This window comes from Nostoc sp. UHCC 0870 (assembly GCF_022063185.1).
Taxonomy (GTDB): Bacteria; Cyanobacteriota; Cyanobacteriia; order Cyanobacteriales; family Nostocaceae; genus Trichormus.
On record NZ_CP091914.1, the window covers coordinates 216,464 to 231,047 of the forward strand.

16 protein-coding genes and 1 pseudogene are annotated in these 14,584 nt (G+C 38.3%); 5 read left to right on the plus strand and 12 right to left on the minus strand.

All coding sequences use genetic code 11. The annotated features are described in order from the left end of the window. Window positions 1-131: 131 nt before the first annotated feature. From L6494_RS28120 to L6494_RS28145, 6 genes and pseudogenes are all read right to left on the minus strand, one after another. Window positions 132-401, minus strand: coding sequence for a hypothetical protein (locus L6494_RS28120; RefSeq protein WP_237996612.1), 270 nt, complete (start codon window positions 399-401; stop codon window positions 132-134). Continuing rightward, window positions 398-817, minus strand: coding sequence for a hypothetical protein (locus L6494_RS28125; protein ID WP_237996615.1), 420 nt, complete (start codon window positions 815-817; stop codon window positions 398-400). The genes L6494_RS28120 and L6494_RS28125 overlap by 4 nt, the downstream gene beginning before the upstream one ends. A 46-nt stretch (window positions 818-863) precedes the next feature. Continuing rightward, a complete protein-coding gene (locus L6494_RS28130) occupies window positions 864-2,144 on the minus strand; it encodes a plasmid pRiA4b ORF-3 family protein (RefSeq protein WP_237996617.1) in 1,281 nt (426 codons plus the stop codon). Between the two features lie 76 nt (window positions 2,145-2,220). Further along, a pseudogene (locus L6494_RS28135) lies at window positions 2,221-2,551 on the minus strand (hypothetical protein); the annotation flags it as partial. 64 nt (window positions 2,552-2,615) lie between these two features. Then, window positions 2,616-2,798 (minus strand): hypothetical protein, encoded by a 183-nt coding sequence (locus tag L6494_RS28140; RefSeq protein ID WP_237996943.1) that lies wholly within the window; start codon window positions 2,796-2,798, stop codon window positions 2,616-2,618. A 24-nt stretch (window positions 2,799-2,822) separates the two neighbouring features. Continuing rightward, complete coding sequence (locus L6494_RS28145; RefSeq protein WP_237996627.1) at window positions 2,823-3,041, minus strand: uroporphyrinogen-III synthase; 219 nt, start codon at window positions 3,039-3,041, stop codon at window positions 2,823-2,825. 128 nt (window positions 3,042-3,169) lie between these two features. Here L6494_RS28145 and L6494_RS28150 point away from each other — a divergent pair, with 128 nt between their 5' ends. From L6494_RS28150 to L6494_RS28165, 4 genes are all read left to right on the plus strand, one after another. After that, entirely contained in the window at window positions 3,170-3,586 is a 417-nt protein-coding gene (locus L6494_RS28150) for a hypothetical protein (RefSeq protein WP_237996630.1), read from the plus strand. A gap of 74 nt (window positions 3,587-3,660) precedes the next feature. Beyond that, window positions 3,661-4,401, plus strand: a complete 741-nt coding sequence (locus L6494_RS28155) for a hypothetical protein (RefSeq protein WP_237996632.1) — start codon at window positions 3,661-3,663, stop codon at window positions 4,399-4,401. Further along, complete coding sequence (locus L6494_RS28160) at window positions 4,401-5,180, plus strand: hypothetical protein (RefSeq protein ID WP_237996635.1); 780 nt, start codon at window positions 4,401-4,403, stop codon at window positions 5,178-5,180. The genes L6494_RS28155 and L6494_RS28160 overlap by 1 nt, the downstream gene beginning before the upstream one ends. A 98-nt stretch (window positions 5,181-5,278) precedes the next feature. After that, complete coding sequence (locus L6494_RS28165) at window positions 5,279-5,530, plus strand: hypothetical protein (protein ID WP_237996637.1); 252 nt, start codon at window positions 5,279-5,281, stop codon at window positions 5,528-5,530. A gap of 50 nt (window positions 5,531-5,580) precedes the next feature. Here L6494_RS28165 and L6494_RS28170 read toward each other — a convergent pair whose 3' ends face one another. Then, window positions 5,581-10,776 carry a hypothetical protein gene (locus tag L6494_RS28170; RefSeq protein ID WP_237996639.1) on the minus strand — a complete coding sequence of 1,732 codons (5,196 nt, stop codon included), beginning with the start codon at window positions 10,774-10,776 and terminating at the stop codon, window positions 5,581-5,583. Window positions 10,777-10,815: 39 nt separating this feature from the next. Here L6494_RS28170 and L6494_RS28175 point away from each other — a divergent pair, with 39 nt between their 5' ends. Next, window positions 10,816-11,355, plus strand: a complete 540-nt coding sequence (locus L6494_RS28175) for a hypothetical protein (protein WP_237996641.1) — start codon at window positions 10,816-10,818, stop codon at window positions 11,353-11,355. A gap of 46 nt (window positions 11,356-11,401) precedes the next feature. Here L6494_RS28175 and L6494_RS28180 read toward each other — a convergent pair whose 3' ends face one another. From L6494_RS28180 to L6494_RS28200, 5 genes are all read right to left on the minus strand, one after another. Then, the gene (locus L6494_RS28180; RefSeq protein WP_237996643.1) at window positions 11,402-11,809 is read right to left on the minus strand and encodes a hypothetical protein; all 408 of its coding nucleotides are present in this window, start codon (window positions 11,807-11,809) and stop codon (window positions 11,402-11,404) included. A gap of 9 nt (window positions 11,810-11,818) precedes the next feature. Then, window positions 11,819-12,049 carry a hypothetical protein gene (locus tag L6494_RS28185; protein WP_237996646.1) on the minus strand — a complete coding sequence of 77 codons (231 nt, stop codon included), beginning with the start codon at window positions 12,047-12,049 and terminating at the stop codon, window positions 11,819-11,821. 176 nt (window positions 12,050-12,225) lie between these two features. Continuing rightward, window positions 12,226-13,035: a hypothetical protein gene (locus L6494_RS28190; protein WP_237996648.1), complete on the minus strand. Its 810-nt coding sequence runs from the start codon at window positions 13,033-13,035 to the stop codon at window positions 12,226-12,228. A 12-nt stretch (window positions 13,036-13,047) separates the two neighbouring features. Continuing rightward, a complete protein-coding gene (locus tag L6494_RS28195) occupies window positions 13,048-13,443 on the minus strand; it encodes a hypothetical protein (RefSeq protein ID WP_237996650.1) in 396 nt (131 codons plus the stop codon). A 25-nt stretch (window positions 13,444-13,468) separates the two neighbouring features. Continuing rightward, a complete protein-coding gene (locus L6494_RS28200; protein WP_237996941.1) occupies window positions 13,469-14,575 on the minus strand; it encodes a ParM/StbA family protein in 1,107 nt (368 codons plus the stop codon). Window positions 14,576-14,584: the final 9 nt, after the last annotated feature.

Genomic DNA, 14,584 nt, shown 5'->3' on the forward strand with positions numbered 1-14,584 from the left:
CAGAGCAAGTGGAGCAATTACAGGTACAAATACAACAAGAGAATTAATTAAATTTTGTTGATTATTTTACTGTAATAGTATTGTTTTAGAACCAACATTTTTCAGTATTGCTGATTTCTCTAGCTTCATCTTTATTTGGGAAATGAGATGATGCTGTCTTCATAATATTCAAAATTCCAAATCCAAACTTTAAATTCTTTATCTATCTCATCTACGACTTTGTATTGTGCAGCATTTTTCATAGTAAAATCAGTAATCAAGGCATAGTATTTCCCTTCTTGTTTAACTTTTACTTTTATACTATCTCTATTATTTGTCAGTCTAGATGCTGCTGATTTTAAGCTATCTAAATTATCTTCATTTGGTGGACTTGACACTAAAATTTTAAATTGTACTTTCATGATTCTAAATATATAGCTGAACTTTGAAATGCCTCTTCTGGTGTTCCATAAAAAGTACCATTATTAAATACACTAGGCTCGTATTTTTCATTGCTGTATGTGTAAAAAGCTTTTGTCCACTTTTCCTCATTGCCTTTGTAACGCAATCGACAAAGGTGAATCGGAATATTCCTAGCTCTTTCTAAAAATTCTTCACGGGTTACTTTAAATAATGACGGGTCATAATTATCTGAAATAAATGGCTCTTTGTAAGCATCTATATAACAGAAATATCCCTTAAACCTTACATCAATACGTATATATTTTCCTGAATAATGCTGTTCAGCATAAGCTAATATTCGTTGTTTCGTTCTTTGCTTGACGTTATCAGGAATCTTGACTCCTCCCGAATGTGGATCATTGACCCATGATCTCATGACTAACTCCCTATTTATCTAAAATTTATCATGCTCAAATTTTATTTTATTCACCATCTTCATCATCCCACTCTTCATCTTCATCCCAACTGGGATATTGTTCAGGAGCCGTACCGTAACTATTTAAAATTGTTGGTTCTTTGATTTCCACATTATCTGGTTCGATACTCTCTAAATGCAACTTAAATTGCCAGCTATCTCCATAGTCAAACAAGTAATTTATCGTTTGCCCAACTTTCAAATATAATGATAAATCTTCAATTAAATATTCGTTACTAAAAGGTGGTTCACACCCAGAAGGATGGCTTACCCTTCCTGTCCAGCCAAACCGACTTTTGTACGAAAACTCATGCAGATGATCATCATCAAAATTCACAGACTCTAAGATTGTACTGCTCAAATCATAAAGACTATAATCATGAGGAATGGCAATTCGCCGCCAAATTTTACCTAAATTAACCTTGAAGATATAAATTCCTTGTTGTGGATATTGTGCAGTAATCGCAAGATTATTCTGCCATTCGGGAAAGAATATTTGTAATTGAGGCTGCCAAATGCCAAACGGATATTCCTCCTCTTCTAAGTCCTTTTGGTTAATATCTGAGTGTGATTCCTCAACAATAATCTTCTTAATTAATTTGACCAAAGCATTGCCCCACGGAGTTTTGTTTAGTTTCTTAAACTGCCAGCCTTGACCTTTTTTGGGTTTAGTAGTTTCAACTTCTAGCAGCCCAAACATTGAAAACAAAGCAATTTGATAAAGTCCAGGGGAATAGCTATACCATTTTTGCTGTTCCGCTTTTAAAATCAAACTATTACTTGAACCAAACTCACACCAAAACATCAAGCATTTATCAAGTCCATTTCGCCATCCCTTTTCACCTAATATCTCTTCATTTCCCCAAATCCACCAAGTTTCTAAAAGATTAAAATAACGTTCTGTTGGATTTAAGTCATTCCAAGACTCTAGTACATTAGGTTCAAGATAAAGAAAGAATTTTTTTCCTTGAGGTTCAACATAAGATATAGTTGATGCTCTTAATAACAAATACAAACCATGAATATGGGGATAAGCTTTTTGTTGTGGACGATTCAGTTCAACTTGAATTGGATGAGTTAAACGACTATTGAGTTCTGCTAAACAACTCATCGGTAGAAAGTTTTGAGTCTTACTGACCTCAATTCCTTTTGTGCCAATAAAATCCAGCAACATCTGGAAATCTTTGAGTATTGAGCCTGGACTACTCTCAGAAATTTGTTGTTTGTATAGCAATTGTAACTCATCTGGATTAATAGTATTTGCTTCTGAATTGTTGGGGTAGAACATGAGTATGATATGCTTAAATTGTATTCAATAATATCAGCACGTAAATTTATACTAAAAAATTATACTCCTTTATTGTTCATTCAAAAAGATTAGCTCTTTCAATGATGAACCATTCATGGTATAGGATTGCTAAGAAAAATTCTTCACCTTTCAGGCGATCAGCTACGCTGGGCGGTTACGCCATCGCACACTGACATAAATCCCGAAAAAAATGGATCATCTTCATAAGTAGTATCGGATAGAAACAGTGTTACAGAATTCTTATCTGCACTCCATATACAACGTATTATACTGATATTGGGATGATGTGATTTATCCACAGGCAATAATACTGCACACCCTTCAATTTCGATGAATTCTGGCTCTTCATATTCCAAAACAGATTCCCAATCTTCTGGGCCTTCGTGCTAGGGTGTTGACTCTGTAACGTTTAGCCCGTAAGACTTCATGCAAAAAATGTGTCGCCTGCTTTTATCGTAAAATGGCTGTTCCAGAAGCTTTTCCATAAATCAAAAATGACACAAATAATTTTTCGCGAAATCCCCTAAAAACACACAAAATCAACACCCTACCTTCGTGCTTCTCAATAATCCTGTCCCACCTAACTAGCTTGATTTTTTCTAGAGTTTCTGTAGATAAATCTGATAATTTCATAATCAATTTTCTATTTTTTGAACATTAAATCTTTTGTTTCCACTTCACAATAGCGGCTGTTAAACCATCAAGGGTATAAGGGTTAGCCTCAACATCAACCCTATTTAAAATACTTTGGCAAGCCTCTGAGGTAACTGGACTGATAGATGCAATACAAATATTTTCTAAAGCAGATTCAGCATTAATCGATGTAATCAACTGATAGAAGCATCCTACTGTCTTCGGACTGGCAAATGTGATCACATCAATTTTACAGGCTCATGTCCTTCAGATAGAGTTTGGTTTTTATTCATACCTATTATTAATCAGTACGGGATTACAAGCGTGGCTACGCCAAAACTCAATGAAAACTGTTCACTTGAGCGGAGAAAATGAAACTAAAATATCGACTAGCCTCTTTAATATCTACCATTTTCATCCTTGTTCAGAATACAGCTTTTGCAGCAGGAAATCGACGTAGCCTTCCTGGAGGTATTGCTTTGATTGACTGTACTATTTTTCCAGATGGTACAGAAGTTGTATGGTCTGTGAGCGTTGCTGACTTAGATAAACCAATTCGTCAAATAGCATTCACAGTGACAATTGGCGGCAGCGATTTTCAAGAATTCAACGAAATCTTACCACAAGGAGAAACTAGAATTTTAAAAAAAGTATTCTTTTCTAATCGCAGAAATTTGTATGAAGCAGCAACCATAAAAGGTTTCGCTTCCGGGGTTTCCAGCAGAGGTGTTTATGTTTATACGATTGACCCAGAACTAGCAGCTAGTTGTACAGAAGCATATCAGTAGTATCTGAATCAGATATACAGCTTAACAGTAATTAATTGCTATAATTACTGTTAAGCTATTTTTTACTTAGGAATATGTATTTACAAGAACTCTCACCATTATCTTTACTAGAAACTAATTTTGGATTTGTTGAGTTGACGTTTAATGAACAGATTGATTTTGCTATATGGGTATTAATAGAGAGTGGAACTTTAGTTTCTCCCTTCGATTTGCATTCAATCAAAACTTCTCATCAACGCTTTATAATTAATCCTGAGCAATGGTATGAGTGGTTAACAACCCTTATTGCTGTATTCGATCCTCGATGGTTATGCCAAGTTAAAAATCTCAGCAGTGAAATTGAATCCGAACTCGCTCAATACCAATCTTTAGTTAAAAATTATTCTTGGGATAATACATATATCCCCTCATTTGACTGGGTTACTATTCGTGAAAATATAGAACAACGTCTTGCTTGGAAACAACTTCAGTACGCACAAGCTATTCAAGAATATGGACAAAGGTTGGCAGAAAGTTTGTCTCCTGTAACATATTGGAAATATCACAATGAAACAAGGATTTGGTTAGTGCAGATGTGGAATTTGTATCAAAATACCCCTTCTATAAATTCTAATATTAATCAACTGATGCAGCTCAGTGAAAATCTAGCTTATTCCAAGCAGGATACTATAAAAAAAATATATTTAGTTAATTATCCTAGTGTTATTCAATGTCAAGTTTCTTCAACTACAACTATTATAGGTATTCCTCAATCTCAGGAAATTGATATTCAATCTCTCCTCCATCATCTAAATCATTATTTTATTCAAAAATAATGATAAATTCACATAATACTTCAACAACAGGACATATCCGTATTGGGTCATCAAGCTTAATTGATTTTGCGTTCTGGATACTTCTCACTGATGGACTCCAAACGCATCCATTTGATAAGCATAGTGGAGGTAATCAAATCCTAAGCCATCACGGGATGAATGCACAATCATGGTATGACTGGCTCAAATTCATACTCATTCACCATGATAATCGCTTTTTTTGGCACGTACCAAATATTAATAAGGCAGCAGAATCAAACACAAATTCATTTCAAGAAATTTTAGAAACTAACAATCAAATACATAATGTTATCTGCCATGAAGAATGGTTTTTGAACCAGAAGCAATTATACTTTGAACAGCTAACAGAACAAGAGCAATACTATCAACAGGCATTAGCTGATTATCAAGGATTAGATTTAAACTTTATTAAAGAAAATAATCCTCCTCAGTTGTGGACTGGAGAGAAGCAAATTCAGGAAATACTAACTCAGCTTTGGGATGAATATCAAACCATAAAATATTCTAATTCTTTTATCAATGATATTTTACAAAACCCTAGATTATGTTCAATAGAATCAAACCCTCCTACTAATAACTACCGCGAAATCTATCTGGTTGATTACCCTTTTGAAGTAGAGATGTTTGTTGCACCTATATTCTGTATCGCAAGTGTTCCAAATGTTCCAATTAATCAAGTACAGCTAGAATCAAGAACTATTAATATACTTCAAATCTCTGATTCTATTAGCACAGACGAGCCAAATTTAAATTATTGATATTAAAAATATTCTAACAGCAACTCTAATTAATTAGAGTTGCTTTCTTAGTTTATAGCTTCGCTAAAGGTCGCTGAAGTCGCTCGGAGATTCCGACTATGTGCATTTCCAGAAATCAGCAAATTCTCCAACTCATGATTGAACATGAGATAGATTATATAGAAGCAGAAATGATGCTTCTGAATATTGAGGATTTTGAAAATCCAGATCCCCGTTACGATAATCCGGTCATTGATGCTATCATAGACATCAGTAAGTCCTTGTATAAGGATGAAATAGAAAAATATTTCTCTCCAGAAGTCCAATATTTACAGCGTTGTTGGATTAGCAACAAAGAAATACCATTCTAATAAAACTAAAGCTACTTGCTGTTCAAGCAGCTTTAGTTTTTTTTCAAAAATTAACGTTGCCATCCCTGATTTTTGTCTCTAGATTGGGCTTGGTTTTTATCTATTTGAGTATTAGCATCCTCGAAAACCTGCAAAATTTCTGGCGTTACTTTATTGGTCTGTACCTTCCCTGATTGCACGCTCAAAATCACCTCCCCATCTTTTTGAGAGATCGCTAAATCCTTAGTCTGGGGATTGAACGCCAGATCATACATTTTCCCCCGCACACAAGTAAAACCATCCTCCCCAGGTTGCCCCAAAACGTCACCTATTCTCTGAGCAATTTTGGTCAGCCGACTAATCGACTGATATTCTTGTGTATCTTTTCCCATTGCCGTCAATGCTTCGGGTGATAATTGCCTCCCAGATTTAAACTGATTAGCAACTTCCACAATCCTTTGTTTGTAGGCTTCTGGTTTCCCTAATTTATCCACAGCACTGTACCATTCTCTCAAATTCTCAATTGTCACATTTGGAAGTGGTAATTCTTGGTTGGGTGTGGCTTTTTTTTGCGGTTCAGGGAATGGAATTATTTTCCCATCCACATAATCCCCCAGTGGTTTTATCTGAAGCCCCCACACCTCTTGCTTACCAGTGAATAATTCTGGTAAAGCTTTGGCTGAGTGCTTTTCCATGTCAGCCCACTGCTGCTGGTATTGGGGGTCAGCAATCATCTCTGGCGTAATCTGGTATTGTTTCCCTACTCGAAAGGCGACTTGTTTCCCACCTCCAGCAGCGATCGCAATATCACCTTCTTTAAAGCCATACTGCTTGTATGGCTCATACGCTCTGGTAGTGTGAACTCTTCCATACCCCCGCATCGCATCAATGCAGGTGTTCACTGGTAAGGAATTTTGTTCACCGTACATCATCAAAGGATAATTCATCGAAATGGGCTTGCCAGTGATTGACACTCCTTCTGTCTTTGGTTCATTTGTACTGGTAATTTGTAGATTTGGCGGTAACGCTACTGTTTTTAGTTCTTTTGTACTAACGAATAACTGTGGTGGGTTTAATGATTTTGGTCTATCGGGCAGAGATCGCACTTTCTCCTGATACATACCTTCAGACTCAATCACATCCCCAAATTTCTTGGTCATCCCCTGATAAACAGATTCAGGAATGGATGAATTCACCACATTGAAAACCGCAAGCCCTTTTTTAGTTTCCAGTGGGACATCTTCTGCTGGCACTGGAGCTAGAGCAACATTCTTTTCGGTCAACCATTTCGTTACAGTTTCGACTTTATGGTTATCTACAACCAATTGAGTTAGCCCCAGCAATTTGTCTTGTGGGGTAGCATATAAAATTGTGGGTCGCTCTTTGATTTTTTGTAAAATGGGTGCAGCATCCGCAAATTCTTGCTGTTGTTGCTGCTGCTTTGGATTCAATTGTTGACCAAAAACCTGAGTTTCTTTTATCCACTGTTGGGGATATTTAATCGTTTCTGGGTCAACTTTCATCACCGAGATCGTAAAATTGCTTTGCAGCGTCGCCTCTATTGGGGTCAGTCTGCCAAAGTTGAGAACTCCCAATTCTTTGAGTGCTTCCTTGTCCTTCTTAAAGTGCAATACTCCCAACGGTTCACCATTAAGAAATACTGCATCTCTGGTTTTGGATGGTGGTACATCTAACGTCAGCTTTCGGTAATGATCATCATTGAATGTTTCACCTTGATAGTCATAAAAGTTAATCTTATTAATTTTGAGTAAATTGCCGTTGGGTGAAGTAGCAATCGCAAATGCGTTTTCTTTGCTCTCAGATATAGTCGTCAGTTTTAAGCTCAGTTGATTTCCATCTTTAATATAGTTAAATGCTTCTAGCTGTTTGATTGAATCAGTATCTAGTTCACCCAAAACTTTACCGTCTAATTTAATTTTGACTGCATAGTTTGGAACGGGTACTGAGCCAATCTCCAAAGTCACTGGCTCGGACTGGAAAGACTGCCCCGCATAAGAAAACTTGCTGATTTCTCTAATAGTAAACTCTGCTGCTTCTCTCCCTGGTACTGAAACGGTGGCGTTCGCTGTGTAAGTTTCTCCTGGAACAAAGTTGGCCTGTGCTAAAGTACCGATGGGTAACTGCCCTGTTCTCGGTTCTAGCGGAGCATATTCTTTGTACTCACCATCGCTATCCTGCACAAACACTAATCTTGAACCATAACGGTCATGCCCTCGTGGATGATGGGATGCCCTGATTTCGATGGGGTATTTCTCCTCTTTATTCCATATTTTATCCCTGAAATTATTCGCTTCATTACCCAGTGTCCCTAATCTCAACTCAGTAAATTGCAATTGCTCCAGCCGGGAGACAATTTCATCCCCAAATGCTGCAAATACAAAGTTGGGTATTTTCTTCTGTGCTTTTGCTGGTGATTCTTTGTTCTCTAGTTCGTCTTGTCTAGCTGCACCAACACTCCACGCTGCTGCTGCCGCCGATAATCTCTCTTGTTCTGGTATACTTTCTCGAAATGCTTCTGCTGCTGAGTAAGCCTGCCCAAACATTAATTTGGTCTGTCCCTGGCTCAGTTCTGGCTTTAAGTCAACCAAAGTGGCGTTATTAGCAGACATCCCTGGTTTGAGGTTATATTGCTCCACCGACTCCACAGAGACTGTCCCCAACTTCCGGTATGCGGGTTTTCCCTCTTCTAGTTCCCCATTAATCTGAGCGATCGCTAATAGTGTATGTGGACGTTCTTTGGTTTGGTATTTTTCTGGTATCGCTTCTAGTTTCAGGTTTATGCTCTGCGCTTGCCAGATACTGGGGTGTCCATAGCGAGTAAGATTGGTAATCTCGATTTGCGCTCCCTGCTGCGTTTGAATGACAGTACTGGGGCCTCTTTCTATTTCCCGTCGCCTTTCCATTGTCACGGCGGCATTAAATTTCTGGTCAAACTCGTATTTGGCGGAGATCGCACTCAATTTTTGCTGTGGTGTAAATTCCACTCCCTTGAATAAATCCTGAAACTGAATTATGGGGCGTGATTCTAACTGTGATTGCTGAAAATATTTATTCGTTTGATTAACTAATAATTCTACTGGTGAATATCCTGAAGTTGTGATACCGGAATTTAAATAAGCTGTTCTAGATTTTTTATCTTTAATATAGTTAACATCTCTATATAAATAGCGTTTATTTTCCCTGATTAAATCCATTTCGGGCGTTTTAGAACTTTTAAATAAATCCACTGCTATCTGATTTTGATAACACCCTTCTTCAATCATTTGGCGATACATTTTGCGGTTAACATCCATCGCCTGTTGGATAATTTCGGGAGTTCTTGATTCTTGGGCTAGATTGACAAAATCTTGTATATATGGTCTATATTCTGCCCTAATTGGTTTGGGTTTCTGATAATTTTCAGCCTCAAATAAACCTTGGTAATGATTGGCAACTTGGTCTAAGTATTCTGATTTCTGCTCAAGTGTTCCATAAGTTTTTAATATCTCAATTTCTGACTCTAAGGCTTCCAGTGCGGTAACTTGATTATTAATTACCCCGACACTGATACTATCGCTCATGTGGATAGCAATTTCTTCAAATGGTGGTTGTGTGCCATCGGGTAGATAAAATGATTGTTTTTTGAGCTTAACAGTAGGAGCATAAGCATTTTCTCTCTGATTTCTATACTCTGCTTCGGCTGTGAAGTTGGGGTATTTGCTTGCTGGTGCTACACCAATACAGTCGCCATCAAAGTCTCGTCCCTGACGTTCTGATTCGGTTTCGGCTGGTGCTATTTCTTCAGTTTCAAGTCTTGCTAATATGCGCTTGTGGTCTTCATCATTTACTATGATGATTCCTTGTAAATCTGTACCATCAGGTGCTACACAATCATCAACAAGTTTATTAGTAGAGACGCACAAACCATTGGAGTTGAGGAAGGGAGAACGGAAATTCAGTACCTTTTCTCCATCATCCATCCAAGGTACGCAGATTTCACCATTTTTCAGTTCCTTGGAGGGAATAATCATGCCCCTATCAAAAGTGAGAGTTCTACCAATGGCAATATCTCCCCATTCATTTTGAACAAATCTACTCAGTTCTTTTCTCGCTTTCTCGGTCTCTAAAAGCTGATTATGTCCGCTAATCAAATCAGTTTTGATGAGTTTATACATCAATAAATCATCTTTTTGGGATTGGTCATACCCATCGTTTATTTCAAATTCTTCATCAGTTTCATTCCAAGTGAGGAGTTCTAACTGTTTAGTCAGTAAGCCATCAGCAACTTCCAAAGTAATTTGTTGTTCTAAAGATGTTTTTTGTGACTCGGTAAAAGCTTTACGTTTCTCGTACTTCTCACAGTAAAGTTGAGCTACTTTTCTGGGGTCATCTTGATTATCGGCTAATTTTTGAGCCTGCGCCTCTAGTTCCTCAGCGAAGTCCTTAATCCCTTGGGGGAATGATACTAACAGTTGAGATATTGCTGTTTTACCGCGCTCGGACTGAGATTTTTCACCTAGCCAGATTTTTTGTTTGTATAATCCTGGTTTGATTTGGGGTTTATTTGCTCCATTAGGATTATCTTTGTCTGTTCCTTTGAAACTGGATATCGGAATTATTAAATCGATTTTGGGTTCGTTATTGGGATTAGCATATTTTATTTTATCTAATCTATAGGGTCGTAGTGTCCCTTTTCCGAAACGATATTTAGCGTCTTCTCCATCTCCTTCCCTCCACCCAAAACGCTGTTGAATCACACGATAGCTTTTATCTGGTTGTTCTTCCCGCTTAGTTAACTTATCATAAAGTTCAGTTGAGATTTGTCCATAACAATCGCCTACTAACTTGAAAGCATCCTCTTGGTCAATGATTCCTCCATTCTCACCATTAGAATCATCTACAATTAAAATGTTTAATTCTTCATTAAGTGCATTTTTGCAAGAACCTAAAAAAATAGAGCCGTAAGCCCCTCTGTCTTTTCTATCAGGACACAATTTATCAATCACTTCCAAACATTCCGGCTCACCATATAGTAATCGGGTTTTAGAGGATAATAAAAGAGTATGCCCATCTGGATGATTTCTTAAATCTGATGCTTTACTATGTTCATCTATATGTCCGAAAGAAAATTGTTTACCTGGAAAATAAAATTCTAGTAGGGTATTATCTAATTTTTCAGTTAAAATTAATTGTGGGTTCTTATTATCCTCATCCGTATGAATCCATTGATTCAATCTAGTGTCGAAATGTTTGAATTGTAGAGACATATTTTTATTTAAGTATTGAAAATTTTTCAGGAGTTTAATATGTCAGGAACAAGAATTAAACGTTGGCTAAATATGCACGGTAAAGAGTTTAATGCTGATGGAACATTGAAAGATGAAGTAAGACAGCAAAAGTTAGCTAAGGGCGCACATCCAGGAGCAATTGATAGTTATGCCCGTAGATTAAAAGAAGAATATGACGAATGGAAACACCTTGACGAAACTGACCCCGAACCCTGGCCTGTGTATACGGCATACGACTTCTTCACGGCAGAAGAAAAGCAGCAGTTTTATGCTGATGGCACTCTCAGGGCGGAATATATAGAAATTGCACTCTCAAAGGGCATTAGTGAGAATTGGCTTGCAGAAATGGAACGCCGTAAAAAGATTGATGTCGATAACTATAATCGGGTATCGGCAAGAGATGCCGAAAGAGGCATCAACTTTGGCGAACAGGAAATGAATAGATTGCGTGCTTCCAGCCGGACTTATGTGGAACGTCTCAAGCAGATGGAACAGGACTTGCGGAACTTTGAAGAACCGAGTAGTCTGCCTTTTGACAAAGATACGCCTTATTTTTAAAGATGATTTAGGGAAAGCGATATCGCTTTCCCTACAATGTTTTGCCTCAGTTCTTTTTCGGAATCTGAATGGGCGAATGTGGCTTGGTAATCTGAGGCAAAGAACTAGGTGGTGAAGTGAGTAACATCAGTAAACTACCAAAACAAGTAATTACGATCAACAAAGCCAAAAGAGTTTGACTGACTTTATACCACGAAGTCACAGTTAGTTTAAACTGAACTCGTTTCAGGACAATTGGCTCTAACTTTTGCTCAGTTACACGATTTTGAATATATTCCAAAGCCGTGAGACATTGTGAAATATCTTCACCCCTGTATACCTTCTGGCAAAGTAAAACTTCTAATCGTTCAATACGCTCTTCCGGGGTAGACAAAAAGATATCAGACCAATCATTCCAAAGCTCAATCTTTTGCAAACCATCATTCAAAGGCTTAAGTTCTCGTGTATCTGACATAATTCCTATTTACCTACGACGACGTTGTTGAGAGTGCTGATAATCTTTCAATATCTGGTTAACTTGTTCTGGGAGAATCACAGATGATTTATCCCAACGCAGTTGATAGCACAAGCTATTTTCAGCAGGACAAGAAATCGCTTTAGGCAGATTAGTACCCCACCACAACCCTCCTGTCAAAAACACCATCGCACAAGTTAGAAACATCAACACCCCAGAACGACCTGAACCAACCCACATCCCCACCCAGAATAAGGTGGACTTAAATTGGTCAGAGCGTTGTTTTTTGAGTTGGTTCTTTATTGCCTTGGCTTCATTCCACTCTTGCAGATTCTCTAGTTTTTGCGAAGCCAGTATCTTAGCCTTGACATCAGAAGCTTTTACTGCCTGAATCTCAATAGTTTGGCGTTGTTGTTCTAATCGGAAGTCAAACCATTCTCTGAGTTCGCTGGCAAACTGTTCAAGTGCATCGATGGCTGTAGCACTTGCACCTTCGAGGTAAATTGGGGTCGAGGCTTTCCCACTGCACGAGCTTTAATCATTTCTAGCAAGTTTCGCCAACCCTGGCGCGATGAGTCTGTTGCTAGTTCTTCTGACAAATATTTTAAGTACAAAGCAGGGGCAACAGCCGCGTGTTTTTCCGCTTTATCTCGCAACATTTCCCCAAAAAGTTGATCACCTCCTTGCTCTATCAGCAATTCCGTTTCTTCAATGGTCAACTGAATGTCTACATTATTATCCAATTCACCAACTCCAAAGTGTGCGGCAATCTCTTGCTCGGTTTTTCCTTGGCTAACCAAATTACAAGCCGCAAGGAAATGCTCGGCCTCTTGGGGAGAATATTCATCCTTTTCGCCTAGCCCACAGAAAGCCAAAATATTTAAAGCGTGGGTCAGTGTGAGTTTAAAACCTTGTTCACGAGCCGCAATCAGTAATTCAGTTATATCTAATGGTTCTAATGGTAATTGCGCTTTTTTTCGAGACTTTTTCCCATTCTTGGTATCAGATGCTCCCTTGTCTTGAGTAGTTGTCACAGAAACAATTGGGGGTAATAAACTCATCACCTCTTCGTCAGTACCACCTTGCTCAATAAAAGACCGACATTGACGAAAACGTTCTGCCTCATCCTCAGTGTATGTTTCTTTTTCAACCATCTCACTCAAGCGCAAAGTCCGACTAATTTCTTCTGGTGAGAGATTGTTAAATAGTTCTTGTGGTTGATACATAATTATACACTCCTACTTAAACGAAGTTGAAAAAGGATTTAACCAATCAGTCAAAGGCTGTTTTTGTTCTGTTATGGGAGTTCTGGATGGTCGCTCCAGTTCTTGGAGAGTATTTCTGTCTACGGCAATCATCGTGGCTGCTTTAGAGGGGATTTCACCCAGCAGTCCCATCAAATATGAAGAGTGCAGTTCAAGGCGGTAAAGACAAGCACGAATATGCGGCTCTAAATCTATGGGTTGATCTTCAGCTTGATATGCTAAAGGAAGCCAATAGCTACTAATAGCTATCATCACCATGTCCCTCGCCGGATAAAGAGTATTCCTGGAGTTTAAATATCTAATCAGCATTGCTTCAGGGCTATTGCTCTTAACTCTACTTCGTAAGCGAAACTCAACATCTTCAAACATTCTCATATTCCTTCTTCTCAAATTACTAGGACGCACGATGGGATGACATAGTTGATGTAGTCTTTTGGTAACGAAATAATCCATACACATCAGTGAAACGTAGACACATAGCATCTTTTTTTGGTGGCAGATTGAAAGCCAAACGCACGTCCTCTTCTAGTTCGGCTGCCCATGAAATCTCGGTATAAGTAAACAAGTTTTTCAACTCAGTGGCTAAATATTCCGATGTTCCTCCACCAATAATTACTTGCTGAATATCAACAGGGATATTGACACTGAGCCAAATGGATACTTTATTCCAGTATTCTTTACGAGAAAGTTCCGCTACCTCAATAATTTGTGCTACTTCAGCAGCCTTAAACTCAGCATTCTTGCTTCGAGCCAAAGTGTTGAAAAATCTCGGTTTTAACGCTGAACCTGATAGATGAACAGCTTTTAACAAATCATTTAAGTTCTGTCCTGATGTTCGGCTTTTGATTCTCTCCAACATCCACGCCAAGCCTAATCCTTCCGTCTTTCCAGTTGATATGCCACGAGTAAATATTACGGCTGATATATCCCGAAAACCCAGCATCACCACAGCAATGTTCATCTTATTAAAATCTGTACCGAGTTTTTTACTTCGCGTCAATACCAATCCCCCACCCTCCGGTAAGCATTGAAAGCTGATGAGATTTACACAAAATTCTTTCCCTCGAAAGCTGAAGTTAGATAGTGCCTTCTTTAAACCCATCTCCAATCTTTCTCTGTCTTCCCATTCTCCATAAGGCAAAAGTAATCCCAATGATAAATCAAGATGGGAATTTAACCCTTCTCTCATCGCTATTGCTCCCACTGCTGCCAAGGTTTTTGGAATCGCGTTCTCATACTTGAGTTCTAAAAAGTTGATTCGCGCTTCAAAATATTTTTGCGCCAAAAAACCCACCGCATAATATTCTTCTTTGTACTCTATCCACGCTTCATTCTCTGGATTCGGTCGGCTCATTTGTCCAGACTCATATAAATCCAGCGAGTCTTTGGATATCTTAATTAACTCTGATTCCATACACAGCATCTCTGCCTTGCTCGGTATTTCCGAGGGAAGACAATACACCATCTTCGTCATTGAAGTTCCAGGATCTAGACTCAACATTAAATCCAC

What these genes read in the sequence shown, in the direction of transcription:
- L6494_RS28130 (WP_237996617.1), bottom strand. Translation starts at nt 2,144, where the DNA reads ATGTTCTACCCCAACAATTCAGAAGCAAATACTATTAATCCAGATGAG.
- L6494_RS28150 (WP_237996630.1), top strand. Translation starts at nt 3,170, where the DNA reads ATGAAACTAAAATATCGACTAGCCTCTTTAATATCTACCATTTTCATC.
- L6494_RS28175 (WP_237996641.1), top strand. Translation starts at nt 10,816, where the DNA reads ATGTCAGGAACAAGAATTAAACGTTGGCTAAATATGCACGGTAAAGAG.
- L6494_RS28120 (WP_237996612.1), bottom strand. Translation starts at nt 401, where the DNA reads ATGAAAGTACAATTTAAAATTTTAGTGTCAAGTCCACCAAATGAAGAT.
- L6494_RS28185 (WP_237996646.1), bottom strand. Translation starts at nt 12,049, where the DNA reads ATGTGGGTTGGTTCAGGTCGTTCTGGGGTGTTGATGTTTCTAACTTGT.
- L6494_RS28125 (WP_237996615.1), bottom strand. Translation starts at nt 817, where the DNA reads ATGAGATCATGGGTCAATGATCCACATTCGGGAGGAGTCAAGATTCCT.
- L6494_RS28160 (WP_237996635.1), top strand. Translation starts at nt 4,401, where the DNA reads ATGATAAATTCACATAATACTTCAACAACAGGACATATCCGTATTGGG.
- L6494_RS28140 (WP_237996943.1), bottom strand. Translation starts at nt 2,798, where the DNA reads ATGAAATTATCAGATTTATCTACAGAAACTCTAGAAAAAATCAAGCTA.
- L6494_RS28165 (WP_237996637.1), top strand. Translation starts at nt 5,279, where the DNA reads ATGTGCATTTCCAGAAATCAGCAAATTCTCCAACTCATGATTGAACAT.
- L6494_RS28200 (WP_237996941.1), bottom strand. Translation starts at nt 14,575, where the DNA reads ATGTTGAGTCTAGATCCTGGAACTTCAATGACGAAGATGGTGTATTGT.
- L6494_RS28170 (WP_237996639.1), bottom strand. Translation starts at nt 10,776, where the DNA reads ATGTCTCTACAATTCAAACATTTCGACACTAGATTGAATCAATGGATT.
- L6494_RS28155 (WP_237996632.1), top strand. Translation starts at nt 3,661, where the DNA reads ATGTATTTACAAGAACTCTCACCATTATCTTTACTAGAAACTAATTTT.
- L6494_RS28180 (WP_237996643.1), bottom strand. Translation starts at nt 11,809, where the DNA reads ATGTCAGATACACGAGAACTTAAGCCTTTGAATGATGGTTTGCAAAAG.
- L6494_RS28190 (WP_237996648.1), bottom strand. Translation starts at nt 13,035, where the DNA reads ATGTATCAACCACAAGAACTATTTAACAATCTCTCACCAGAAGAAATT.
- L6494_RS28195 (WP_237996650.1), bottom strand. Translation starts at nt 13,443, where the DNA reads ATGTTTGAAGATGTTGAGTTTCGCTTACGAAGTAGAGTTAAGAGCAAT.